Source organism: Spiroplasma endosymbiont of Asaphidion curtum, assembly GCF_964031085.1.
Classification (GTDB): domain Bacteria; phylum Bacillota_I; class Bacilli_A; order Mycoplasmatales; family Nriv7; genus Nriv7.
In genome coordinates this window covers 249,660-274,038 of sequence record NZ_OZ035001.1, presented here as the reverse complement: position 1 = coordinate 274,038, position 24,379 = coordinate 249,660, and the positions used below count along the sequence as shown (strand labels likewise).

Annotated in this window: 25 protein-coding genes and 1 pseudogene; 11 read left to right on the top strand and 15 right to left on the bottom strand. The window is 23.7% G+C overall.

The genetic code is table 4. The features are described 5' to 3' along the window. The first annotated feature begins 19 nt into the window (after positions 1-19). Entirely contained in the window at positions 20-970 is a 951-nt protein-coding gene (locus AAHJ00_RS01680) for an IS30 family transposase (RefSeq protein WP_342224292.1), read from the top strand. 70 nt (positions 971-1,040) lie between these two features. Here the strand turns inward: AAHJ00_RS01680 and AAHJ00_RS01675 are convergent, their stop codons facing one another. Next, positions 1,041-1,613, bottom strand: coding sequence for a hypothetical protein (locus tag AAHJ00_RS01675; RefSeq protein ID WP_342224291.1), 573 nt, complete (start codon positions 1,611-1,613; stop codon positions 1,041-1,043). 238 nt (positions 1,614-1,851) lie between these two features. Here AAHJ00_RS01675 and AAHJ00_RS01670 point away from each other — a divergent pair, with 238 nt between their 5' ends. The 4 genes from AAHJ00_RS01670 to AAHJ00_RS01655 all read left to right on the top strand — a co-directional run bounded on the left by AAHJ00_RS01670 (position 1,852) and on the right by AAHJ00_RS01655 (position 4,932). Next, a complete protein-coding gene (locus tag AAHJ00_RS01670; RefSeq protein WP_342224290.1) occupies positions 1,852-2,964 on the top strand; it encodes a hypothetical protein in 1,113 nt (370 codons plus the stop codon). Between the two features lie 223 nt (positions 2,965-3,187). Beyond that, positions 3,188-3,439 (top strand): transposase family protein, encoded by a 252-nt coding sequence (locus tag AAHJ00_RS01665; RefSeq protein ID WP_342224289.1) that lies wholly within the window; start codon positions 3,188-3,190, stop codon positions 3,437-3,439. Between the two features lie 94 nt (positions 3,440-3,533). Beyond that, positions 3,534-4,357 (top strand): IS5 family transposase gene (locus AAHJ00_RS01660; RefSeq protein ID WP_342223477.1). Its coding sequence is split into 2 segments (ribosomal slippage): positions 3,534-3,930 and positions 3,930-4,357, totalling 825 coding nucleotides; the frame shifts between segments, so codons are not numbered across the junction. A 167-nt stretch (positions 4,358-4,524) separates the two neighbouring features. Next, entirely contained in the window at positions 4,525-4,932 is a 408-nt protein-coding gene (locus AAHJ00_RS01655; protein ID WP_342224288.1) for a transposase family protein, read from the top strand. A gap of 164 nt (positions 4,933-5,096) precedes the next feature. On the opposite strand, the gene AAHJ00_RS01650 is transcribed toward AAHJ00_RS01655, so the two are convergent. From AAHJ00_RS01650 to AAHJ00_RS01640, 3 genes are all read right to left on the bottom strand, one after another. After that, a complete protein-coding gene (locus AAHJ00_RS01650) occupies positions 5,097-6,524 on the bottom strand; it encodes an NADP-dependent glyceraldehyde-3-phosphate dehydrogenase (RefSeq protein WP_342224287.1) in 1,428 nt (475 codons plus the stop codon). Positions 6,525-6,581: 57 nt separating this feature from the next. Then, positions 6,582-8,546: a type I DNA topoisomerase gene (gene topA, locus AAHJ00_RS01645; RefSeq protein ID WP_342224286.1), complete on the bottom strand. Its 1,965-nt coding sequence runs from the start codon at positions 8,544-8,546 to the stop codon at positions 6,582-6,584. Positions 8,547-8,635: 89 nt separating this feature from the next. Beyond that, on the bottom strand, positions 8,636-9,445 hold the full coding sequence (locus AAHJ00_RS01640; protein ID WP_342224285.1) for a DNA-processing protein DprA: 810 nt from the start codon (positions 9,443-9,445) through the stop codon (positions 8,636-8,638). Positions 9,446-9,502: 57 nt separating this feature from the next. Here AAHJ00_RS01640 and AAHJ00_RS01635 point away from each other — a divergent pair, with 57 nt between their 5' ends. Then, positions 9,503-10,453, top strand: coding sequence for an IS30 family transposase (locus tag AAHJ00_RS01635; protein ID WP_342223766.1), 951 nt, complete (start codon positions 9,503-9,505; stop codon positions 10,451-10,453). Between the two features lie 208 nt (positions 10,454-10,661). Here AAHJ00_RS01635 and AAHJ00_RS01630 read toward each other — a convergent pair whose 3' ends face one another. Together AAHJ00_RS01630 and AAHJ00_RS01625 are read right to left on the bottom strand one after the other, a co-directional pair. Beyond that, entirely contained in the window at positions 10,662-11,735 is a 1,074-nt protein-coding gene (locus tag AAHJ00_RS01630) for a hypothetical protein (RefSeq protein WP_342224284.1), read from the bottom strand. Beyond that, on the bottom strand, positions 11,722-13,965 hold the full coding sequence (locus AAHJ00_RS01625) for a hypothetical protein (protein ID WP_342224283.1): 2,244 nt from the start codon (positions 13,963-13,965) through the stop codon (positions 11,722-11,724). The genes AAHJ00_RS01630 and AAHJ00_RS01625 overlap by 14 nt, the downstream gene beginning before the upstream one ends. 635 nt (positions 13,966-14,600) lie before the next feature. Between AAHJ00_RS01625 and AAHJ00_RS01620 the strand changes: the two genes are divergently transcribed. From AAHJ00_RS01620 to AAHJ00_RS01605, 4 genes and pseudogenes are all read left to right on the top strand, one after another. Then, the gene (locus AAHJ00_RS01620) at positions 14,601-14,927 is read left to right on the top strand and encodes a transposase family protein (protein WP_342223834.1); all 327 of its coding nucleotides are present in this window, start codon (positions 14,601-14,603) and stop codon (positions 14,925-14,927) included. A gap of 2 nt (positions 14,928-14,929) precedes the next feature. Next, entirely contained in the window at positions 14,930-15,154 is a 225-nt protein-coding gene (locus AAHJ00_RS07885) for a transposase family protein (protein ID WP_425288878.1), read from the top strand. A gap of 89 nt (positions 15,155-15,243) precedes the next feature. Next, positions 15,244-16,194 carry an IS30 family transposase gene (locus tag AAHJ00_RS01610; RefSeq protein ID WP_342223478.1) on the top strand — a complete coding sequence of 317 codons (951 nt, stop codon included), beginning with the start codon at positions 15,244-15,246 and terminating at the stop codon, positions 16,192-16,194. A gap of 10 nt (positions 16,195-16,204) precedes the next feature. Beyond that, positions 16,205-16,438: pseudogene (locus tag AAHJ00_RS01605) on the top strand (transposase family protein); the annotation flags it as partial. A gap of 429 nt (positions 16,439-16,867) precedes the next feature. On the opposite strand, the gene ylqF reads toward AAHJ00_RS01605, so the two are convergent. The 6 genes from ylqF to rpsP are packed head-to-tail and all read right to left on the bottom strand — an operon-like array spanning position 16,868 to position 20,138. Then, a complete protein-coding gene (gene ylqF / locus AAHJ00_RS01600; RefSeq protein WP_342224280.1) occupies positions 16,868-17,740 on the bottom strand; it encodes a ribosome biogenesis GTPase YlqF in 873 nt (290 codons plus the stop codon). A 46-nt stretch (positions 17,741-17,786) separates the two neighbouring features. Continuing rightward, entirely contained in the window at positions 17,787-18,167 is a 381-nt protein-coding gene (gene rplS, locus AAHJ00_RS01595; protein WP_342224279.1) for a 50S ribosomal protein L19, read from the bottom strand. A 24-nt stretch (positions 18,168-18,191) separates the two neighbouring features. Then, on the bottom strand, positions 18,192-18,926 hold the full coding sequence (gene trmD, locus AAHJ00_RS01590; RefSeq protein WP_342224278.1) for a tRNA (guanosine(37)-N1)-methyltransferase TrmD: 735 nt from the start codon (positions 18,924-18,926) through the stop codon (positions 18,192-18,194). A gap of 24 nt (positions 18,927-18,950) precedes the next feature. Continuing rightward, a complete protein-coding gene (rimM, locus tag AAHJ00_RS01585; RefSeq protein ID WP_342224277.1) occupies positions 18,951-19,457 on the bottom strand; it encodes a ribosome maturation factor RimM in 507 nt (168 codons plus the stop codon). Then, a complete protein-coding gene (locus AAHJ00_RS01580; protein ID WP_342224276.1) occupies positions 19,457-19,705 on the bottom strand; it encodes a KH domain-containing protein in 249 nt (82 codons plus the stop codon). The genes rimM and AAHJ00_RS01580 overlap by 1 nt, the downstream gene beginning before the upstream one ends. A 16-nt stretch (positions 19,706-19,721) precedes the next feature. Beyond that, positions 19,722-20,138, bottom strand: a complete 417-nt coding sequence (gene rpsP / locus AAHJ00_RS01575; RefSeq protein WP_342224275.1) for a 30S ribosomal protein S16 — start codon at positions 20,136-20,138, stop codon at positions 19,722-19,724. A 259-nt stretch (positions 20,139-20,397) separates the two neighbouring features. On the opposite strand from rpsP, the gene AAHJ00_RS01570 reads away from it, so the two are divergent. Then, a protein-coding gene (locus tag AAHJ00_RS01570) for an IS5 family transposase (protein WP_342224274.1) occupies positions 20,398-21,221 on the top strand; the annotation gives its coding sequence in 2 pieces (ribosomal slippage) (positions 20,398-20,794 and positions 20,794-21,221; 825 coding nt in all). Between the two features lie 845 nt (positions 21,222-22,066). Here the strand turns inward: AAHJ00_RS01570 and AAHJ00_RS01565 are convergent. From AAHJ00_RS01565 to AAHJ00_RS01555, 3 genes are all read right to left on the bottom strand, one after another. Continuing rightward, positions 22,067-22,987 (bottom strand): hypothetical protein, encoded by a 921-nt coding sequence (locus AAHJ00_RS01565; protein WP_342224273.1) that lies wholly within the window; start codon positions 22,985-22,987, stop codon positions 22,067-22,069. 392 nt (positions 22,988-23,379) lie between these two features. After that, positions 23,380-23,595, bottom strand: a complete 216-nt coding sequence (locus AAHJ00_RS01560) for a hypothetical protein (protein WP_342224272.1) — start codon at positions 23,593-23,595, stop codon at positions 23,380-23,382. 2 nt (positions 23,596-23,597) lie between these two features. Then, positions 23,598-24,329, bottom strand: coding sequence for an IS30 family transposase (locus tag AAHJ00_RS01555; protein WP_342224271.1), 732 nt, complete (start codon positions 24,327-24,329; stop codon positions 23,598-23,600). Between the last annotated feature and the right edge of the window lie 50 nt (positions 24,330-24,379).

Sequence of the window (24,379 nt, the reverse complement as noted above, 5' to 3'; positions counted from 1 at the left end):
CAAAGCAAGGAGTTTTTATATGGGTTACAAACATCTTGGCATATATGAAAGAATTTATATTGAGAATCAATTGAAGTTTAAAGTAAAAATTAGTGAAATAGCTAAAAATCTTAATCGAAGTATTAGTACTATTATTCGAGAAGTCAATAGAAATAAAAATAGTAATCATTATTTTTCATTAATTGCACAAAATAAAGCAGAAAACAGAAAACAATCACATGTTTATTTTCATAAGTTTAAAAATAGAGAATTAGTAAAATATGTACAACAAAAATTACTATTAGGTTGATCGCCTGAACAAATTTATGGCAGAATTAAAAATTTTCATAAAGAATGAATTATTAGTTTTAAAACAATTTACAATTGAATTTATTCTGGATTACTTGAAAAAGTTACTAATAAAAATTTAAGAAGAAAAGGTAAGAAACGAAAATCTCAAGAAAATCGCGGTAAATTTAATGGTAAATCAATTAAAGAACGAAATATTAATGTTAATAATCGTATAACTGTTGGTCATTGAGAAGGTGATACTGTAGTATCATCACGAGGTAAAAGTAAATCATGTTTAATAACTTTAGTTGAAAGAACATCAAGATTTACTTTAGCAATGTTAGTTGAAAATAGAACTACTAAAGTTGTTAACGAAAACATTAGCCATTATTTATCAATTCTTCCAAATAATCTTGTTAAGACTATAACATTTGATAGGGGTAAAGAATTTTCTAATTGACAACAACTTGAAAAAAATTTAAATGTGAAAATTTATTTTGCTAATGCGTATTCGCCTTGACAAAGAGGTACTAATGAAAATACTAATGGTTTAATTAGAGAAAAATTTCCTAAAAAATTTAATTTTTCAAATACTACTAAAAATGCAGTTCATAAATTTATATTGTCTTTAAACCAAAGACCAAGAAAAATACTAAATTATCTTTCACCAATCGAATATTTGGTTAGAAAAATAATTTAGTTGCACTTAACTTTACAATTTGGCAAAATATAAAGACTATTATTAGGATAATTATTATTTGTGTTGTTTATTACATATGTTCTAAAAAAACATTATTATCAAAATCAATAACAATTTGAGCTAAATTCTCATTATCATCTGTATTTATTCCATTTATTTTACTCGGAATTATTGTACCTTGCTTCAAAATAAAAGCATTCTTTCTTGTTCCAATATATACATTATCGCTATTATCCACCGCAATTAAATGTATATGATGATTATCAGTAATACCATTAATTTTAGTTGCAATTGTTTCTTTTTGTTTTAAAATATATGCACCATTTTCTGTACCAAAATAGACATTATCTTTACCATCAACTATTATTGAATAGACTTTTGATGTAATTTCGTCTATTTTATTTGCAGTTGTTTCACCCCGCTTTAAAACATATGCACCATGACTAGTTCCAAAGTAAATATTTTGATTATTAGCAATTCTAAAACTGCCACCTAAATCAACTCCATTTATTTTTTTAAAAATTTTATCTTCTTTTTGATAATTAATTTCATTTTTTGCTGGAGCTGGAGCATTGCCAACAATACCCAACATTCCACTTCCTGCTATTGTTATTGTTCCTAATAACCCTAAAAGTTTTTTCATATTAATCAAATTCCTTTCGTGAACTTTTACTAATTAATAAAATTAATAATACCTTTTTCTTTCTCCAAAAATTAATCTACAGTCTCATTGCCTTGGAATTTAATTATAAATTATTTTTAAGAAATTCCTGCTTTATTTTATAATTTATCATCCTTTTTTTAAAAATCCTCTTGTGCTTGTCATAAGTCTGTGGTATATTACAGAATTACAAACAAAATATAGTAATTATTATAAGTTATTGCCACCTTTTAAACTTTCTATTAATGATACGAAGTTTACAGTATTTAAAATTGCTTTAGATAAAGTCGCTGATTTAGCAGGACTAGATGTAACTAAAGATAATGCTATTAGACTGGATATAGTTTATGAATATAGTTTTAGTTTTAAAGAATATAGTCCTACAAATCAAAGCTTTATTGCAAGTCATATTATTACTAATAATCTTGAATTAACAAAGAAAATTATTGCTAACTTGGAAGTTAAAATTGGTGAAGTTACATATGATCAGCTGAAAGCAGAATATGAACGCATTGAAATTAGAGAAGATAATAATCAATATCCAAAAATTACTAATGATTTTTCAACATATAATATTTGGTCTCATTATAATAACAAAATTTTTAGTCGTTTTAAGGAACTTATTGCTTCTTCTGATCGTTTTAAAAAAGCTAGTGATGATAATGATATTAAGTATAATTCTTATTCTGATTTCTTAGATTGAATAAGTATGAAAAGCGAACCATTAACTAATAATTTTAATAATGATGAATATAATAAATTTTATGAGCAAGGGATTTTATCAGCTCCCAAGGAACTTTTTAACTATCTTGTAAATAAAAATCCAAGTGTTTATGATTTTTCTAAGAATGAATTATTTACTTTTAGTACTAATGATTTAAGACTGGTACCATTAACTATTTATGGTTTGCCAATGACTGGTAAGGTACAAAAAAATAATCAAAAATTAACAGTAACGATGATTTTGCCAACAAAAATTTTAAATGCTCATTTAGAACAAATAACTAAAATGGTATTTGGTTTCTTTAAAGAATATGAAATTAAATGAGAAAAGGATCAGATTACATTTTTTGTAAATAATGATATTTTTGCAAAACTGCTAGATAATGAAACAAGTAAAGATGGTAAACCTAATAATCTTGATGGAATTTACAAGATTTTAGAAAACCATTTTAAGAAATCAGATTTTATGATTAAAGATGATATTTTAAAACATAAAGATTTTACTGTTGGTGTTGGTAATATTTCTAATATATATAATGATGATATTATTTACATTAGAAGCACATTTTTCACATTCAGCACCTCGAAGAGTAAACTTTTTATTTTTTAAATTACTATCATTTGTGACAAAATCTGTATTTTTGAAATCATTTATTAAAATATTAGACTTGGTACATAACCTTTAATTTTATCTACTATTTTGATAATATTATTTCCTAGGTGAAGTACAAATGTTAGATAAATACAAAGACGAAAATGAATTTTATAGGGGCGTATAACAAAAACAAATTGGTGGTAGACCAAATAAATTATCAATAGAGCAAAGATTACTTATGACTTTAGAATACTGAAAAGAATATAGTACATATCGTATTATTGCAAAAAAATATAATATTAGTCATGTTAGTTGTATTCGTAATATCTTTTGAGTTGAAAATACTCTAATAAAAAATAGTCACTTTCATATACCTGGCAAAAAGATATTATTGGAAAATAAGGGTACTAATAATAATTTATTAGCAATTGATGTTACAGAAATTCCAATTGAAAGAATTAAAAAAACTAAAATTATTATTTTCTGGTAAGAAAAGGCAACATTAGACTTCTTGCATTACTTATTTATTAAACAAAATTCCTATAAAATATATTTAAAATAGAAATTATAAGGAATTTAAGATTATGAAATTTGATAAATTTAATTTTATTAATGATAAAGAATTATTACGATTAACTGGAATAAAGCAAAGTACTTTTAATAAAATGTTAAATATTTTAAAAGAAGCTGAGTTAAAAAAGTTTAAAAGAGGTGGTAAAAATAATAAATTATCATTAGAAAATAGATTATTGATGACTTTATCATATTGACGAGAATATCGTACTTATTTTCATCTTGGTAAAAGTTTTGATATTAGTGAAGCTAGTTGTTATCGAAATATCAAGTGAATTGAAGATATTTTAATCAAACATCCTGATTTTCAACAACTTGCTGGTAAAAAAGCATTAATAAATGATTATTTTAATGATAAAACAATTATTATTGATGCTACAGAAACACCCATTCAACGCCCAAAAAAAGACAAAAACAATCTTATTCAGGAAAAAAGAAAAAACACACTATTAAAACACAAGTAATTATTGAAAAAGAAAGCAAAATAATTATTGCAACAAATTTTTCTCTCGGTAAAAAGCATGATTTTTGTTTATTTAAAGAATCAAAAATCCCAATTTTAAAAAATACTAAATTAATAGTTGATAATGGTTATCAAGGAATACAAAAAATTCATAGTAATGTTCTAATACCTAAGAAAAAAACAAAGAAAAACCCTTTAAATAAAGAACAAAAACATAATAATAAATTAATTTCAAAAATGAGAATTATTATTGAAAATATTTTTGCTATTCTTAAAAAATTTAAAATTATTACTGAAAAATATCGTAATCGTAGAAAACGATTTAGTTTAAGATTTAATTTAATTGCTTCAATTTATAATTTGCAATTATAGATAACATAAAATATTTATTTAAAATTAAATTTAAATAATAAAATAATTTTTTGTTGTGTCAAAATTTACACATTTAATAAAATCCATAAGTATTAACCTAATAAAAGTTAGAAATTACTATATAGTATTTTTTATTTACAAATAATTTGTAATTATTTTAATAAGTAATGCAAGAAGTCTATTCATTAAAATCGCAAATAATTATTGATTTATTTAACAATAAAATTATTTCAGTAGATTTTTGTTATGGCAGTATCCATGATTATAAGTTATTTTTAAAATCAAATACACTTACAAATCCAAAATTAGAATTAATTGCTGATTCAGGATATCAAGGTTTGCAAAATGTTCATAAAAATACATTATTGCCAATTAAAAAGAGTAAAAATAATCCTTTAAATCCAGATAAAAAGGAATATAATAGCTTTTTAAGTAAAGTTAGAATTGCCATTGAACATGTTTTTGCTAGATTAAAAAGATTTAAAATACTAGTTTATCGTTATCGCAATAAGATTAGAAGATTTGGATTACGATTTAACTTAATTTCAGGAATATATAATTTTGAATTAAGCTAGTTATAGTTATGTACCAAGTCTAATGTAACTATCTGTTATTAAATTATGAAATATTTTGCTATCAATAAGCAAGCGTTTTATCTAATTTTTATAAATTAAAAATCCAAAAAAAGTTAAGTAAATACTTAACTTTAAAAACAATATCATTATTAAATTTCTTATTATTATTTTTCTATCTTTCAGTTAAAAACAATGCCTTTATGGCGGGTCATTGACAATAATGCTTCTCTAATTCCTTGTACACCCATCCCTGAATCTTTAACTCCTAAAAAAGGAAAATAATCTGGTCCGCGTTGGGGAGCATCATTAATGTTAATTGAACCAACATCTAATTGATTAGCAATTTTAATCGCCATATCAATATCATTAGTAAAAATTGATGCTTGTAAACCATATTTAGAACCATTTGCAAGAGTAATCACTTCATCAATTGATGTTACTCTGATAATTGGCAACACCGGTCCAAAAGGTTCAATCCAAGCAATATCCATATCTTTAGTAACATTATCAATAATTGTTGGATACCACAAATTATTTTTTCTAATATTTCCTAAAACTAACGATGCCTTTTTTTCTAACGCCTCATCCACTAATTTTTGAAGAATATCGCTTGTTTTCATATCAATAATTGGGGTAATATCAGCATTATCATTAGGGCTACCAACTGTTAATTTTTCTGTTTCAACTTTAATTAAAGATACCAATTCATCAGCAATCGTATTATCAACTAAAACTCTTTTAATAGCAGTACATCTTTGACCTGAATAATTAAATGCTCCTTTAACAATTTTTTTAGCCGTCATTGCTAGATCACAGTCTTCAAGAACAATGGCTGGATCTTTACCACCTAATTCCAAAATAATATCCACTTTGTTAGTAATCTTAGTAATATGTTTTCCTGTAACATCAGAACCAGTAAAAGAAATAACATCAATTGCCGGATGAGTTACTAAACTATCACCAATAACACTTCCCTTACCAGTAACAGCATTAATAACACCAGCAGGAAAATTAGCATCAAATGCTAACTTAGCTAAAAACAATCCTGTTAAAGAACTTTGCGAAGATGGTTTAAATACCACCGTATTTCCCATAATTAATGCCGGAATTATTTTTGCTAATGATAAATTAACAGGATAGTTAAAAGGTGAAATTGCTAAAACAACTCCTTTAGCAACTCGTGAAAAAATTGCCAACTTATTTTTCACATTAAAAGCATCACCAGTATATGATTCAGGATAAATACGATATGCTTCATTAACAGTAAAATCAATATATTCAATTGTGCGTTTAATTTCAGAAATAGCTGCTTTTTTACCTTTAGCAATTTCTAAAACCATCAAATTAGCAAGCACATCAGTATTTTTAATAATTAACTGCTTTCATTGTTCAATAAATTTAATTCTTTCATTAATTAATAATTCTTCTCATTGCTTTTGGACATTCTTAGCTGCCAAAAACGCATCATTAATATTTTCTAACGAAAGAGCAGGAACACTACCAATTACTTCTAATGTGTTTGGACTCGTAATTTCAATAACATTTGTAGAAGAAAGCAATTTACCATTAATTAATGCTTCACCTTTTTCCATTTTATCACCTCTAAATATAATTATATCGTTTTTAATTTTAAAAACAGAAAAAGTTAGTTATTCTAATTTTGCTTTTTCTGTTTCATCTTTGGATTGTTCATAAGATTCTACAAAATCACATTCAGGATAATTGCTACAAGCAATAAATTTTTGATTACGACGATTAACTTTAATAACTTTTTCGCCTTCAATACATTGTGGACAAAATCCTAAGTTAACTGGATTTAGTGATGAAATATAACGACATTTCGGAAATGTTGAACAACCAATAAATTTACCATACTTTCCAAAACGATAAACTAAATCATTATCACATCGTGGACATTTAGTACCAGTTTTTTCAATTTCAACTTCTGTCATTTTTTCAAAAGCTTCTTCAACACGAGGTTCAAATTTTTCTCAAAAAGAACCAACTAGTTCTTGATAATCTTTTTCACCATGACTAATTAAATCTAATTGTGATTCTACTTGTGAAGTATAAGATTCACTAATAATATCTTGAAAAAACTCTTGCAGTTTATCACTAGTTAAAATTCCCTTTTCACTAGCTTTTAAAGCCTTATTCTCAAATAAAACATATCCTCGTTCGCGTAAAGTTCTCATAATCGGAGCATAAGTACTAGGTCGCCCCACTCCTAATTCTTCTAATGTTTTAATTAATCGCGCTTCACTATATCGTGGTTTTGGTTTGGTTCAATGTTGCAACGCCTTAATATCTTTAATATTTACCACATCACCAATCTTTCAAACTGGTAATTTAATGCTAATATTATTTTCCTCATCATCCTGATAATATTTTAAAAATCCTAAAAATAAGATTGTTTGTCCAGTCAACCGAAATTCATAACCATTATTATCCAAAATAATAGTTTTCCCAGTAATTTTCGCTGGTGCCATTAATGATGCCATCGCCCGATTATAAATTAGTTTATAAAGTCGTAATTGTTCTTTACCTAAATAATTTTTTGCCTTCTCAGGAGTCATTAAAATATCTGTTGGTCGAATTGCCTCATGCGCATCTTGAACATTATTTTTCTTTTTAGTAATTTTTTCTTGCCCTAAATAATCTTTTCCTAATGATTCTGTAATAAAAGCAAAAGTATCACTAACAAATTTATCACTTAAACGAATTGAATCGGTTCTTGGATAAGTAATAAATCCTGTTAATAATCCATCAATATCAATTCCTTCATATAATTGTTGTGCTAATAAAGATGTTTTATTAGCAGCAAAATTTAATCGTGATGATCCATCTTGTAACATTGTTGAAGTAGTATAAGGATTATTTGCTTGTCTAATTCGAAGTTTTTCTTGAATATCAATAACTTTATATTTACTACTTAAATTATTAATAATATTTTGGGAATCTGCTTCAGTTTTAATTTCAATATTTTTATTTAAATATTTTGTTAATTTTAAAATATGTTTCTTCCAATAAGCTTCAATCGTTCAGTATTGTTCAGGAATAAAAATTTGATGTTCTTTTTCTCGTAAAACAAGAAGTTTTAAAGCTACTGACTGAACTCTTCCTGCTGATTTTGAACGAATTTTCTTTTGTAATAACTTACTTAACCGAAAACCAATCATCCGATCAATCATTCTTCTTGCTTCTTGTGAATGAACTAAATTCATATCCAACTCTCTTGGTACTTTAAAAGCTTCAATAACAATATCTTTAGTAATTTCATTAAAACTCACTCGAACTGATTTACTTTGAATTTTTAAAACTTCATTTAAGTGATATGAAATTGCTTCTCCTTCACGATCGGGATCAGTTGCTAGAAAAATTTTATCAGCATCTTTTACTAAACCTTGCAACTTCTTAACAAGTGGCTTTTTCTTAGTTTCAATTCGATAATATGGAGTAAATGTTTCTAAGTCAATCCCTAAATAATATTCACCCTTATTCGCTAAATTGGTAATATGTCCTTCCGAAGAAACAACAGTATAATCATCTCCAAGATATTTTTGTACCGCTTTAGTTTTCGTTGGCGACTCCATAATAACAACATTTTTACTCATAACATTTTACTCCTTAAAATAATCTTTTGATTCTCAATATTTTTATAAATACGGCAATATTTTAGTACATTTTAAAAACTTTATCAAGTTTATAAAATATCATCAATAGTTTGCACTAATTTAGCATTATTTTTAATAAGATTATTAGTAGCAAAATCCTCATAAATTTGATTAGGAACCGCAAAAACATCTTTATTTTCATTAAAAGCAATGTCTACTAATGAATGAACAATTTTTTCATCACCAAACGGTAATACTAATAATGCTTTTGATAATCCTAATAAGATTCTTTGAACATTACTATCCACTGGACTAATATTTTCTCTTGTCATATTAAGCGGATATTCACTAATTACTAAATGATATCTTTTAAGATACGAAACCAATTCTTTTTGATTTTCATCATAATTATTACTATCATTAATAATAACCACACTATTTCCAGAAATATTATTTTCTTTAATTAATTGATGAACTAATATTTCAACCCCAGCATTAAATGAAGTTATTAAAATTTTTTGATGATTAACTAATTGCTGAACCATATCCTTAGCAACTTTTTTAATATAAACATTAGGATAATGTGAACCTATAATAGCAATAATTTTTTGAGAATATTTTAATAAATCAATATTTCCTTCATAAAAAATTACAAACGGTGGTTTATAAATTGTTTTTAAACCAGCCGGATATTGTGAACTTAAAATTGTTAAATATTGACAAGCAATTTTATCTTCAATGTTTTGTAATTCTTCCAACGCATTTTTTTCCTTTTTATCCAATGCTTCATATACTTTATCTCAATTACCATGGTAATTGATAACAAAATATTTATTTTTATTATCATATGCTGAATTATACTTGTAAGTGCAAGTAAATAAAATTGCAAAAAATCTCATATAAAAATTTCATGATGCTAAGTTTATTTTAGAAAAAACAAAGCAAGGAGTTTTTATATGGGTTACAAACATCTTGGCATATATGAAAGAATTTATATTGAGAATCAATTGAAGTTTAAAGTAAAAATTAGTGAAATAGCTAAAAATCTTAATCGAAGTATTAGTACTATTATTCGAGAAGTCAATAGAAATAAAGATAGTAATCATTATTTTTCATTAATTGCACAAAATAAAGCAGAAAACAGAAAACAATCACATGTTTATTTTCATAAGTTTAAAAATAGAGAATTAGTAAAATATGTACAACAAAAATTACTATTAGGTTGATCGCCTGAACAAATTTATGGCAGAATTAAAAATTTTCATAAAGAATGAATTATTAGTTTTAAAACAATTTACAATTGAATTTATTCTGGATTACTTGAAAAAGTTACTAATAAAAATTTAAGAAGAAAAGGTAAGAAACGAAAATCTCAAGAAAATCGCGGTAAATTTAATGGTAAATCAATTAAAGAACGAAATATTAATGTTAATAATCGTATAACTGTTGGTCATTGAGAAGGTGATACTGTAGTATCATCACGAGGTAAAAGTAAATCATGTTTAATAACTTTAGTTGAAAGAACATCAAGATTTACTTTAGCAATGTTAGTTGAAAATAGAACTACTAAAGTTATTAACGAAAACATTAGCCATTATTTATCAATTCTTCCAAATAATCTTGTTAAGACTATAACATTTGATAGGGGTAAAGAATTTTCTAATTGACAACAACTTGAAAAAAATTTAAATGTGAAAATTTATTTTGCTAATGCGTATTCGCCTTGACAAAGAGGTACTAATGAAAATACTAATGGTTTAATTAGAGAAAAATTTCCTAAAAAATTTAATTTTTCAAATACTACTAAAAATGCAGTTCATAAATTTATATTGTCTTTAAACCAAAGACCAAGAAAAATACTAAATTATCTTTCACCAATCGAATATTTGGTTAGAAAAATAATTTAGTTGCACTTAACTTTACAATTTGGCATATATAATATGATATCTCTCCTTTTTTACTATAATCTCCGCTCTAAATTCCAGCAATTGAATAATAAAAATATTTCTAAACAACTCAGTAACTTTTTTATTATTTATTTCTACTTTGACAAAATAAAAAATAGTACTTTAAAGTACTATTTTAAATATTTATTTTATCTTGATTTTATCATTACTATAAATTAAAAATTAATATTTTTGAAATTACTTTATTATTTAATTTTGTTTTTATTAGTAAAAATAATTTATCTTTATTTATTTTTATTTTTTTTATTTCATCATTAATAGTTAATAATGGTATATTTATCTTTTCAACTAAGTTTGAACCTTGTTTTAAAATATAAACACTATCTTTAGTACCAAAATAAATATTATTTTCATCAAAATCAAAATACTTAATAAACAAGTTATTTGTTCCATCAATTTGTTTAACTTTAATTTCATTGTGTTTTAAAACAAAAGCACCTTCTTCTGTTGCAAAATAAATATTATTCTTATATTCATAAATACCATTAATATTTTTTTTATCTAATATTTTTTCTATTTTATCATTTTTAAGAACATAAGCCCCTTCCTTTGTTCCAAAATATAAATTAGCGGTTTTAAAATTAGTAATTAAATGTTTATTTACTATTTTTATTTTTTTTATTTCTTCATTTAATTTTAAATTTGGTTTTAATAACGATAAATTATCGCGAGATTTTAAAAAGAAAGCATCATCATTTTTAATATATATTAAATCAACCCCAATATCATTTAATTGAGTAATTTTCAAATTATTGTCTAATTTATATAATCCATTATCTGTTCCAATATAAACATTATTATCAAACGCAGAAATTGCATTTATATAAAAATCTGTTTGTTTTAATATAGATGGTGTTATTTCACCTTGTTTCAAAATATACATACCATTATTCGTTCCAAAATAAACATCATTATTTTGTACTAAATGTGAGGTTATATGTTTATTTTCTATTCAAGAAATTTTTGTCATTTCCTGTTTATTTAAATCTAAAAAAAATACCTTTGTTTTAAATTCCTTATTAATTAAATTACGAGAAATAATAATATTTGTATTATTATAAGTAACTCATTCTGTTTTTGCTAAAACTGGAAATTTGTCTATTTTATTAAAATCATTATTATTTTTATAGAACATTAAAATTAAACTAATGAAGACAATTATTAATAAAATAACTAAACTTAAAATATATAATAATTTTTTAAAGTTTTTAATAACCATCATTAAAAGATAAAAGACTTTTTATTTTTCCTAATATTGCTTTATTTCTTTCATCATCAGTTTTGAATTTTTTTATTTCTTGCTCACTAAAAAGATCTTCACTGATTTTATTTAAAAAATTATTTAATTGTTGATTTGTTAATTCCAATTCTGCTATTTTTTCGTTTAATTGGTGATTTGTCAATTCCACTTCTGCTATTTTTTTGTTTAATTGTTGATTTGTCAATTCCAATTCTGTTATTTTTTTGCTTAATGTATTTTCATCATTTTGAGTAACTGCTAATTTTTCTTGTAAGGATTCTATTTCACCAGTTAATTCCGTTATTTTCTGTTGTTTTTCATCTAATTTTGTATTTAAACTACTTTTTACTTGATTTATTTCCCTATTTTTATCATCTAAATCCTTCTGTAAATTTTCAACACTTTTTTCTAATTGAGATATTACTATATTTAATTGATTTTCCTTATTATTTTCAATTTCGATCTTTTCTTGTAATGTTTTTATTTCATTAGTTAATTCCGCGATTTTTTGTTGTTTTTCATCTAATTTTGTATTTAGTTCATTTTTTAGTTCTGCTATTTTATTGTTTCTATTATTTATATTTCTTTGTAAATTTTCCATCATTTTTTCATTATTTTCACTATTGCGCAACTTGTCTTGCAAGGAAGTAATGAAAACTTTTGATAAATTTATTTCATTATTTAGTTTATTTATTTTTTTACCTTCATTTTTTTCTAATTCTGCTATTTGTCTATTTTTATCATCTAAATCTTTCGCCATATTTTGAATTTTTACCTTTAACATAAAAAGAGATTGATTTAAATTTTCATTTAATTCTGTTAAAGATATATTTTTAAAAGAACTAACATCATTATCTAATAAAAATTCAATTTCATTATTTAAAGTTTCTAAAGTATCATTTAAACTATTTTTTTCTAATTTTGCTGTTTTTAATTCAACTTCTAATTCCGCGATTTTTTGTTGTTTTTCATCTAATTGTGTGTTTAGATTACTTTCCAGTTGATTTATTTCATTAGTTAATTCCGCAATTTTTTGTTGTTTTTCATCTAATTGTGTGTTTAAATTACTTTCCAGTTGATTTATTTCTTTATTTTTATTATCTAGATTTTCTTTTATTAATTTTAATTGTTCTTTTATTAAAAAAAGTATATTTTTTGTTGACATTTCACTATTTAATTTAAATTTTGATTCTAAAAGATTTTGTAAATTTAAATTAATTTCTTTTAATTCTTTTGTAAAAGAATTTTCTAAATCTTTTTTTTCTTTAATTAATTGTTTTTTTGTAATTAACATGTTTTTTAAACTATTATAATCTAAATAATATATATTATTTTGAGTAACAAAATATATATTTTCTTTACTAAAAAAAACTTCTTTTATATTTCTTAATTTGTTTTTTATTTTTTTAAGAAAAATTCATTCTTTTGTATTTACATTTAAAAAATACATTTTCTCTTCACATATAATATATATATTATTTTCAATATCAAAAAACATATTTTTAACATAGTAACCTAGTTTTAAGATAAATTTATCACAGTTATCTTTATTTACTATATTATTAGAAAATTTATACAATTCTTTATTAAAAAAATCTTTTGAAGAAATAAGATAAATATTACTTTTGTTATCAATTTTAATTCCTTCTATATTTAAATTTTGATTAATTTGTTTTAAAAAATCTAAGTTAAAATGTTGAAACTGACTTTGATAATAAATATTTAAATTAAAAGAAAATTTTTTATCTTTCTTCTGACTAACAAAATAAACATCATTTTCATTATTAACATCAAAATCTAATATTTGTTCTTCAGAAAAAAAATTTTCTGCATAATCTTTGTTACTATTTCTTAAATTATACTTAAATATATTATCACCTGATAAGAAATAAATACTGTCCTTGCTGGTTTTAATTTTTGAAATATTAAAATTTTTAATACCACCTATATGAATATCTTTGATATAAGAACCATTTAAATTAAATCTAAAAATACTATTATTTAAAAGAAAATAAATATCATTTTCATTGATTAAAAATCGTATTAAATTATTTAATGAATAATTATATTCATTTGGTAAAGTAAAAGTTCTTTTATTTAACTGCTCCACTGATTCATTTGTTTTTGAATAAAGATAAAGTTCATTATTTTCGATATTTTTATACAAGAAATAAAAATCATTATTTTTAATATATGAACTAATAAATTCCAAATTTGAATTATCTTTTTTATCTAATAAACTATTATATTTTTGTATTAGATTATTTTTTTCTTTTTGCTCTTGAATTAAATTATTTAATTCTTTTTGTTTTTGAATTGGATAATTAGCAACAACTGCTGGCATACAACTACTTGTTATTGCAACTGTTCCTAATAATCTTACAAGTTTTTTTCTCATTTTGCTATTGTTCCTTTCTTTTTCGTTATTTTATTAAATTAAATATGCATTATTGTTAAACAAATAAAAATAAAAAATATTAGCAGTAGCAACAAGGTTATTAATAGCAAAGCAACCTAAACTCTTATTTAGGAAATTAATTTTATCACATAACAAATATTTTTAAAATAGACTTGGCACATAACCTTTAATTTTATCTACTATTTTGATAATATTATTTCCTAGGTGAAGTACAAATGTTAGATAAATACAAAAGACTTGGTACATAACCTTTAATTTTATCTACTATTTTGATAATATTATTTTCTAGATGAAGCACAAATATTAGATAAATATAAAGATGAAAGTGAATTTTATAGTTTGGTAGATGCAAAATGTTATAGTTATGTACCAAGTCTAAAGACGAAAATGAATTTTATAGTCTAATAGGCATAAAATATAAAACTTTCATGAAAATGGTAGAAATTTTAAAAGAAGCTGAAGCTAAACAAAAACAAATTGGTGGTAGACCAAATAAATTATCAATAGAGCAAAGATTACTTATGACTTTAGAATACTGAAAAGAATATAGTACATATCGTATTATTGCAAAAAAATATAATATTAGTCATGTTAGTTGTATTCGTAATATCTTTTGAGTTGAAAATACTCTAATAAAAAATAGTCACTTTCATATACCTGGCAAAAAGATATTATTGGAAAATAAGGGTACTAATAATAATTTATTAGCAATTGATGCTACAGAAATTCCAATTGAAAGAATTAAAAAAAACTAAAATTATTATTTTCTGGTAAGAAAAGGCAACATTCATTAAAATCGCAAATAATTATTGATTTATTTAACAATAAAATTATTTCAGTAGATTTTTGTTATGGCAGTATTCATGATTATAAGTTATTTTTAAAATCAAATACACTTATAAATCCAAAATTAGAATTAATTGCTGATTTAGGATATCAAGGTTTGCAAAATGTTCATAAAAATGCTGAATTATACTTGTAAGTGCAAGTAAATAAAATTGCAAAAAATCTCATATAAAAATTTCATGATGCTAAGTTTATTTTAGAAAAAACAAAGCAAGGAGTTTTTATATGGGTTACAAACATCTTGGCATATATGAAAGAATTTATATTGAGAATCAATTGAAGTTTAAAGTAAAAATTAGTGAAATAGCTAAAAATCTTAATCGAAGTATTAGTACTATTATTCGAGAAGTCAATAGAAATAAAGATAGTAATCATTATTTTTCATTAATTGCACAAAATAAAGCAGAAAACAGAAAACAATCACATGTTTATTTTCATAAGTTTAAAAATAGAGAATTAGTAAAATATGTACAACAAAAATTACTATTAGGTTGATCGCCTGAACAAATTTATGGCAGAATTAAAAATTTTCATAAAGAATGAATTATTAGTTTTAAAACAATTTACAATTGAATTTATTCTGGATTACTTGAAAAAGTTACTAATAAAAATTTAAGAAGAAAAGGTAAGAAACGAAAATCTCAAGAAAATCGCGGTAAATTTAATGGTAAATCAATTAAAGAACGAAATATTAATGTTAATAATCGTATAACTGTTGGTCATTGAGAAGGTGATACTGTAGTATCATCACGAGGTAAAAGTAAATCATGTTTAATAACTTTAGTTGAAAGAACATCAAGATTTACTTTAGCAATGTTAGTTGAAAATAGAACTACTAAAGTTGTTAACGAAAACATTAGCCATTATTTATCAATTCTTCCAAATAATCTTGTTAAGACTATAACATTTGATAGGGGTAAAGAATTTTCTAATTGACAACAACTTGAAAAAAATTTAAATGTGAAAATTTATTTTGCTAATGCGTATTCGCCTTGACAAAGAGGTACTAATGAAAATACTAATGGTTTAATTAGAGAAAAATTTCCTAAAAAATTTAATTTTTCAAATACTACTAAAAATGCAGTTCATAAATTTATATTGTCTTTAAACCAAAGACCAAGAAAAATACTAAATTATCTTTCACCAATCGAATATTTGGTTAGAAAAATAATTTAGTTGCACTTAACTTTACAATTTGGCAAATACATTATTGCCAATTAAAAAGAGTAAAAATAATCCTTTAAATCCAGATAAAAAGGAATATAATAGCTTTTTAAGTAAAGTCAGAATTGCCATTGAACATGTTTTTGCTAGATTAAAAAGATTTAAAATACTAGTTTATCGTTATCGCAATAAGATTAGAAGATTTGGATTACGATTTAACTTAATTTCAGAAATATATAATTTTGAATTAAGCTAGTTATAGTTATGTACCAAGTCTAATGAATTTTTTCACATTTTTAATTAATGAATGAACATCTTTATTAAGTTTTTCTCTTAATTTACTGGGCGTATAACAAAGAGGTAGGGAAATAAAGTTGGTTTAATTTTATTAATTAAAATACCTACCTCCTTTTAAAAATTATTGTTAAGAGGAAGGAGTATTCTTACTGGTCTAAAATGGTTACCTTACACACATAATATAAACCAATCTCCAATATTTATACGAAGTGCATATTTTTTTTACAAAAGAACAAAAAAGACGATAATTATCGTCTTTTTCTTATTTCCCTACCTCTTTGTTATACGCCCTAATTTACTTTCTTTTTAATCTTTAAAAATTAAAATAGCGGATGCAAACCAAGAACAAAATTATAATGTCAATATTTATTTTCATACGCCCCCATTATTATTTTGGTTTTTCTCAAGAAATATTTTTAATTGTTCCTTTTGTAAAAGCATAATAAAAATTTGTCATCATTTGAATAATTTGTTGTTCAGAAGAACCTAATACATTATTTGCTTTAGCCATTTGTAAAAAATAACAATCCATTTCTTTAGTTTCCATATCTTGTTTTAACTCAATAATAAGCGCATAATATTCCTTTAAAATATGAGGATAATGCTTTGCTAAAAAATTAAACGCATAGTAACTAATATCAATAAATGGTAATAATTGCTCTTTAATAGCTCCAATTAATGACAAATGCATCGCCACTAGTGGATCATCAAGTTTAGGTCATAAAATTCCCGGAGTATCTAATAAATGAATATTTTGTGCTAACTTAACTCATTGAATCCCTCTCGTAACTCCTGGTTGATTGGCAACATTACTTACTTTTCTTTTAACTAAATTATTAATTAACCGTGATTTGCCGACATTAGGAATCCCAATAATCATCACCTTAATTTGTCAATTTGGTATCCCACGAGATTTTTGATGATTAATTTTATCATTCAATAATTCATTAATTAACAAAATAATTTCATTTTTGGGTTGATCAACTAATAAATTAGTTAATACTACTTTAACTAACGGGTCTTTTTTTAAAAATGACATTCATTCTTGATTTACTTTCTTATCACTTAAATCTTTCTTATTCAAAATAATAATTCGTGGTTTATTTTTAAACAACTCTTGAATAATCGGATTAATACTAGAGTTAACAGCTCTAGCATCACGAAGTTCAATCACTAAATCAACTAATGCTAATTTTTCTTTCATCAAGCGAATAGCTCTTGCCATATGACCTGGAAATCAATTAATATTTAACTTTTCCATTAATATGTCTCCTTAATTGAAAAATAAAGGTAAAATTCTACCTTTATTAATATTCTGCCTTATTTTTTTTCTTATTAAAACTAACTACTTCTTTAATTTTTGCAGCTTTACCAATACGATCACGCATATAGTATAATCTCGCTCTTCTAACACGACCAATTTTTAAAACTTCAATCTTACTTATTAATGGTGAATGTAAAGGGAAAGTTCTTTCAACGCTAATACTACCAGTAAGTTTTCTTACGGTAAAACTAGAACTAATACCTGACCCTTGACGTTTTAAAACTAAACCAGTAAAAACTTGTGTTCTTTTTTTGTTACCTTCATTAATTTCAACAGCAACACTTACTGTATTGCCAGATTTAAATTTTGGAATATCAGTACGAAGTTGTTGTTCAGTAATTTGTCGATCTAATTGCATATTCATAACAATTGCTCCCTTCATTATTATTTATTTTTTATCTTTTTTTAATTCAGCAATTCAAATTTGTTCTTGTGGTGTTAATTGATTTAAATCAATTAAATCTGGTCGCTTTTTATATGTATTATAAAAAGCTTGTTGTTTTCTTCAAATATCAATATTTTTATGATGACCTGATAATAAGACATCAGGAACTTGTTGATCATTAAAAACTAATGGTTTAGTAAATACAGGATAATCTAAATGCTTACTAGTAAATGAATCATTTTGATGTGACGATTCTTGAATAACACCTGGTAATAAGCGAATAACAGCATCACTTATAACCATACTAGCAATTTCACCAGCACTAAGTACATAATCACCAATGGATATTTCAATATCAACAAAATCTTTAATTCTTTCATCAAATCCTTCATAATGACCACAAACTAAAATTAATGAATTATTACTACTAGCCATTTCACTAGCAATATGCTGTTTAAATGTTTTTCCTTGTGGCGATAATAAAATCACTTGACTATTAGGGATTTGCTTACGAGCATAATTTATTGCCGCAACTACAATCGGTGCCATTAATACCATCCCATTACCACCACCATATTGATAATCATCAACTTGTTGATGCTTATCAATAGCAAAATCACGAAGATTAATGATATTAAACTTTACTTTTTCTTTCTTAACAGCATTCTTAATAATTGATGTATTAATAAAACTAACAAAGAGTTCAGGAAATAAAGTGATAATTTGAATTGTTGTCATTAATTTCTTGCCTCCTTTATGAATTTATCAATTATTAATTAACTTAACATAAACAGCATTTTGTTCTCAAAAAATATTTATAATAAACTGTGAAACATCGGCCAACATTTTTTGTTTACCAACAACTGTTTGAATAACAAAAACACCATGCGCTTTAGTAATAAAGTAATCAATTACTTCACCAATAAGTGAATTATCATCAACATTGATAACTTGTAATCCAATATAGTTTTTAACTTCATCATCATTTACTAAATGAGAATTATTACTAAGTTGAAATAAATCTTGAGTCTTTAAAAATAAAATGTCGTTAATATAATCATAATTTTTAAATTTAACTAAAAGATCACCTTTATGACTTCTAGAACTATCAACCGTTAATATTTCATAAGTATAACTATTAGAATCATAAAAATATATATCATGATTAACATCAAAGAATCGTTCATATTTAGGCATTAAGCATCTAATTTTTACTTCGCCTTTTAAAGCATGGGTATTAATAACCTTACCAATTTTAACAAACTTCATTATTCGTTAAAAGCCTCTAAAGATACTTTAATTCTTTTTTGTTCTCTTGATGCCTTAACATTAACTAAACGACGAATCGAATCAATAATTAATCCTTTTTTACCGATTAATCTTGCCAAGTCACTATCACTAGTCATAATAAGAATTTCTAATTCATTATCATTTTCATTTAACATTCTAATTTGAATATTATTAATATCTTTAACAATTGGACTAATTAATATTTTAACAATATTAATGTAATTCATCATTAGCTAACTCCATTTATTCTTTCGAATTTTTAATAACCTTTGCTTCTTTTGAAACTTTAACTGTTGATTTAGAATTACTACTTTTAATATCATTTACTTCGTTTTTAACTTCTTTAGTTAAAACTTCTTTTTTAATCATTTTTTTCTCTGTCGTTGGTTTCTTTACTTTATTTTTTTGTCGTAATTCATGAAATGCCTGCATAATTTTTTCTTTTGCAAATAAACTACGAACTGTTCCAGTTGGTTGAGCACCAACAGTTAATCACTTTAAAGCTAATTCTTTATTAATTTTTAACGAATCATTTAAAGAATAATATGTTCCAATTAATTCAATATATTCACCATCTCTTTTAATACGAGAATCAATAGCAACAATACGATAAAAAGGCTGTTTACTTTTCCCCATCCTTTTTAGTCTTAATTTAACCATAGAATATAAGTACTCCTCTCACTATATATTATTGGCTTAGTTATCTTTTTAAACCATAATTAATAATATCGTTAATATATATATATGTCAAGTAAATTTACTTAACAGGTCGCGTTTAGTTTTCTTAGGTATTGCTTTGAAGAAGTAAAACAATCAGCTAATTATATTATTTAATTACTAGACTTCTTGCATTACTTATTTATTAAACAAAATTCCTATAAAATATATTTAAAATAGAAATTATAAGGAATTTAAGATTATGAAATTTGATAAATTTAATTTTATTAATGATAAAGAATTATTACGATTAACTGGAATAAAGCAAAGTACTTTTAATAAAATGTTAAATATTTTAAAAGAAGCTGAGTTAAAAAAGTTTAAAAGAGGTGGTAAAAATAATAAATTATCATTAGAAAATAGATTATTGATGACTTTATCATATTGACGAGAATATCGTACTTATTTTCATCTTGGTAAAAGTTTTGATATTAGTGAAGCTAGTTGTTATCGAAATATCAAGTGAATTGAAGATATTTTAATCAAACATCCTGATTTTCAACAACTTGCTGGTAAAAAAGCATTAATAAATGATTATTTTAATGATAAAACAATTATTATTGATGCTACAGAAACACCCATTCAACGCCCAAAAAAAGACAAAAACAATCTTATTCAGGAAAAAAGAAAAAACACACTATTAAAACACAAGTAATTATTGAAAAAGAAAGCAAAATAATTATTGCAACAAATTTTTCTCTCGGTAAAAAGCATGATTTTTGTTTATTTAAAGAATCAAAAATCCCAATTTTAAAAAATACTAAATTAATAGTTGATAATGGTTATCAAGGAATACAAAAAATTCATAGTAATGTTCTAATACCTAAGAAAAAAACAAAGAAAAACCCTTTAAATAAAGAACAAAAACATAATAATAAATTAATTTCAAAAATAAGAATTATTATTGAAAATATTTTTGCTATTCTTAAAAAATTTAAAATTATTACTGAAAAATATCGTAATCGTAGAAAACGATTTAGTTTAAGATTTAATTTAATTGCTTCAATTTATAATTTGCAATTATAGATAACATAAAATATTTATTTAAAATTAAATTTAAATAATAAAATAATTTTTTGTTGTGTCAAAATTTACACATTTAATAAAATCCATAAGTATTAACCTAATAAAAGTTAGAAATTACTATATAGTATTTTTTATTTACAAATAATTTGTAATTATTTTAATAAGTAATGCAAGAAGTCTACTAAACTAACCCTGCCTTTCTTGTTATTGTCATTTTTATTCATTACTATTCTATCATATTATTGAATTTTTACACAATAGACTTCTTGTATTACTTATTTATTAAACAAAATTCCTATAAAATATATTTAAAATAGAAATTATAAGGAATTTAAGATTATGAAATAATTGAGGTCAATATAGTAAAAAATATTATGATATGAAAGACAAAAATATAGAATTTAGTAGTGACGAAAAAGAAAAAATATATGATATTTCTATTTTATCTACAAAAGATAATTAAAAAACGAAAAAAATATTAAACATTTTAGGTTTAATCACTTTAATTGGAACAAGTACAGTACAATAAGAATAAGTTTAATCTTTTGTAGAAACAAGAAAAATATTCAAACCAGTAATTTTAATTACTGGTTTCTTATTTTGTTAAAATAGAAAAAATGAAAAAGTTGTTTAGTTATTTAAGGGTATTGTCATAATGAAAAACCATCTTTCTTGTAAAGAAATCTTTACATTTTATATAAGACTTGGTACATAACCTTTAATTTTATCTACTATTTTGATAATATTATTTTCTAGATGAAGCACAAATGTTAGATAAATACAAAGACGAAAATGAATTTTATAGTTTGGTAGGTGCAAAATGTTATAGTTATGTACCAAGTCTATTATACAAAAATTCTTAAAATCATTAGAAAAATGGCAAAACCGATTAAAAATTGAAAGGTATAGTAAAAGGCTGGCACTGTTTTAAAAACTGGAAAAATGGCAGTTGAAAAGTTAACTGTTGCTTTTGCAATAATCGCTAATGGTCGTAAAATCGTAATGACTTGTGAAGCTGTAAGCATTCAGTTTAGCATTTTGATACCAGCATTTTGAATGGCACATCCAATATCATTAAATGTGGGTATTCATCGCCCTGAATATTTGCAATTTGGTGGCGGAATTAAGTCGTCTCATTCTGAGTTGGTTGAACCGTCAGGGATAAAGGCTGTAGAATTTAAGACATTAAAGTCGTAGATTTTAAAACTGTAGTTAGAGTTGTTTCCTTTATGATAAAGTGGAAATGTTAAGGTAAAAATGTTAATACCATAACGAATATCAATGTCGGTATTGAGATAATTAATTTTGCTATTTATTGGTTCAGATAGTATGGTAATAAGTTTATTATCGTAAGATTTAAGCACATTGAAGTCAATTTGGTAGATACTATTTTTATTTTTAAAGGCATTATAATTCTCTTGGTGCGTTTTTTTATCAAAAGTAAAGAAATAACTTCTTAGTAATAATTCCGAATTACCAGTAACATTGATTAAATATTTTTTAGGATAAAAGGTAATTAATGAGCGATAAAAGAAACCGATTTGAATAAAATAATCCTTATTATAGTTTTCTAGACCTTTAAAATCAATTTCGGTATAAGTTTTCTCGTCCATATCAAAAGTAGCATAAAATAAACTGGCAAAGAAATTCCCAAGAATTTCGTAAATTTCATCAAAAGTATTTTTATAATTATTACTGTTAATACTAGGAATATTGTTTTTAAAATAAAGGTAAATGTCATTTTTTAATTCAGAGTCGTATCTCAAAAAACTAAATTTAACATTAAGATAATTTAAGGTTCCAAAAAGATACTTAATTAGATAATAATCGTTAGCATTTGCAGTATCATATTTTCAGATTTCCTTTTCACCGTGTAATAATTGTAAATAATTGTTTCCAGCAATTAGGGTTTTGTTAAATGCCTTGATTTTAAGGATATTTTCATTAATAGACTTCTTGCATTACTTATTAAAATAATTACAAATTATTTGTAAATAAAAAATACTATATAGTAATTTCTAACTTTTATTAGGTTAATACTTATGGATTTTATTAAATGTGTAAATTTTGACACAACAAAAAATTATTTTATTATTTAAATTTAATTTTAAATAAATATTTTATGTTATCTATAGCCAAATTGTAAAGTTAAGTGCAACTAAATTATTTTTCTAACCAAATATTCGATTGGTGAAAGATAATTTAGTATTTTTCTTGGTCTTTGGTTTAAAGACAATATAAATTTATGAACTGCATTTTTAGTACTATTTGAAAAATTAAATTTTTTAGGAAATTTTTCTCTAATCAAACCATTAGTATTTTCATTAGTACCTCTTTGTCAAGGCGAATACGCATTAGCAAAATAAATTTTCACATTTAAATTTTTTCAAGTTGTTGTCAATTAGAAAATTCTTTACCCCTATCAAATGTTATAGTCTTAACAAGATTATTTGGAAGAATTGATAAATAATGGCTAATGTTTTCGTTAACAACTTTAGTAGTTCTATTTTCAACTAACATTGCTAAAGTAAATCTTGATGTTCTTTCAACTAAAGTTATTAAACATGATTTACTTTTACCTCGTGATGATACTACAGTATCACCTTCTCAATGACCAACAGTTATACGATTATTAACATTAATATTTCGTTCTTTAATTGATTTACCATTAAATTTACCGCGATTTTCTTGAGATTTTCGTTTCTTACCTTTTCTTCTTAAATTTTTATTAGTAACTTTTTCAAGTAATCCAGAATAAATTCAATTGTAAATTGTTTTAAAACTAATAATTCATTCTTTATGAAAATTTTTAATTCTGCCATAAATTTGTTCAGGCGATCAACCTAATAGTAATTTTTGTTGTACATATTTTACTAATTCTCTATTTTTAAACTTATGAAAATAAACATGTGATTGTTTTCTGTTTTCTGCTTTATTTTGTGCAATTAATGAAAAATAATGATTACTATCTTTATTTCTATTGACTTCTCGAATAATAGTACTAATACTTCGATTAAGATTTTTAGCTATTTCACTAATTTTTACTTTAAACTTCAATTGATTCTCAATATAAATTCTTTCATATATGCCAAGATGTTTGTAACCCATATAAAAACTCCTTGCTTTGTTTTTTCTAAAATAAACTTAGCATCATGAAA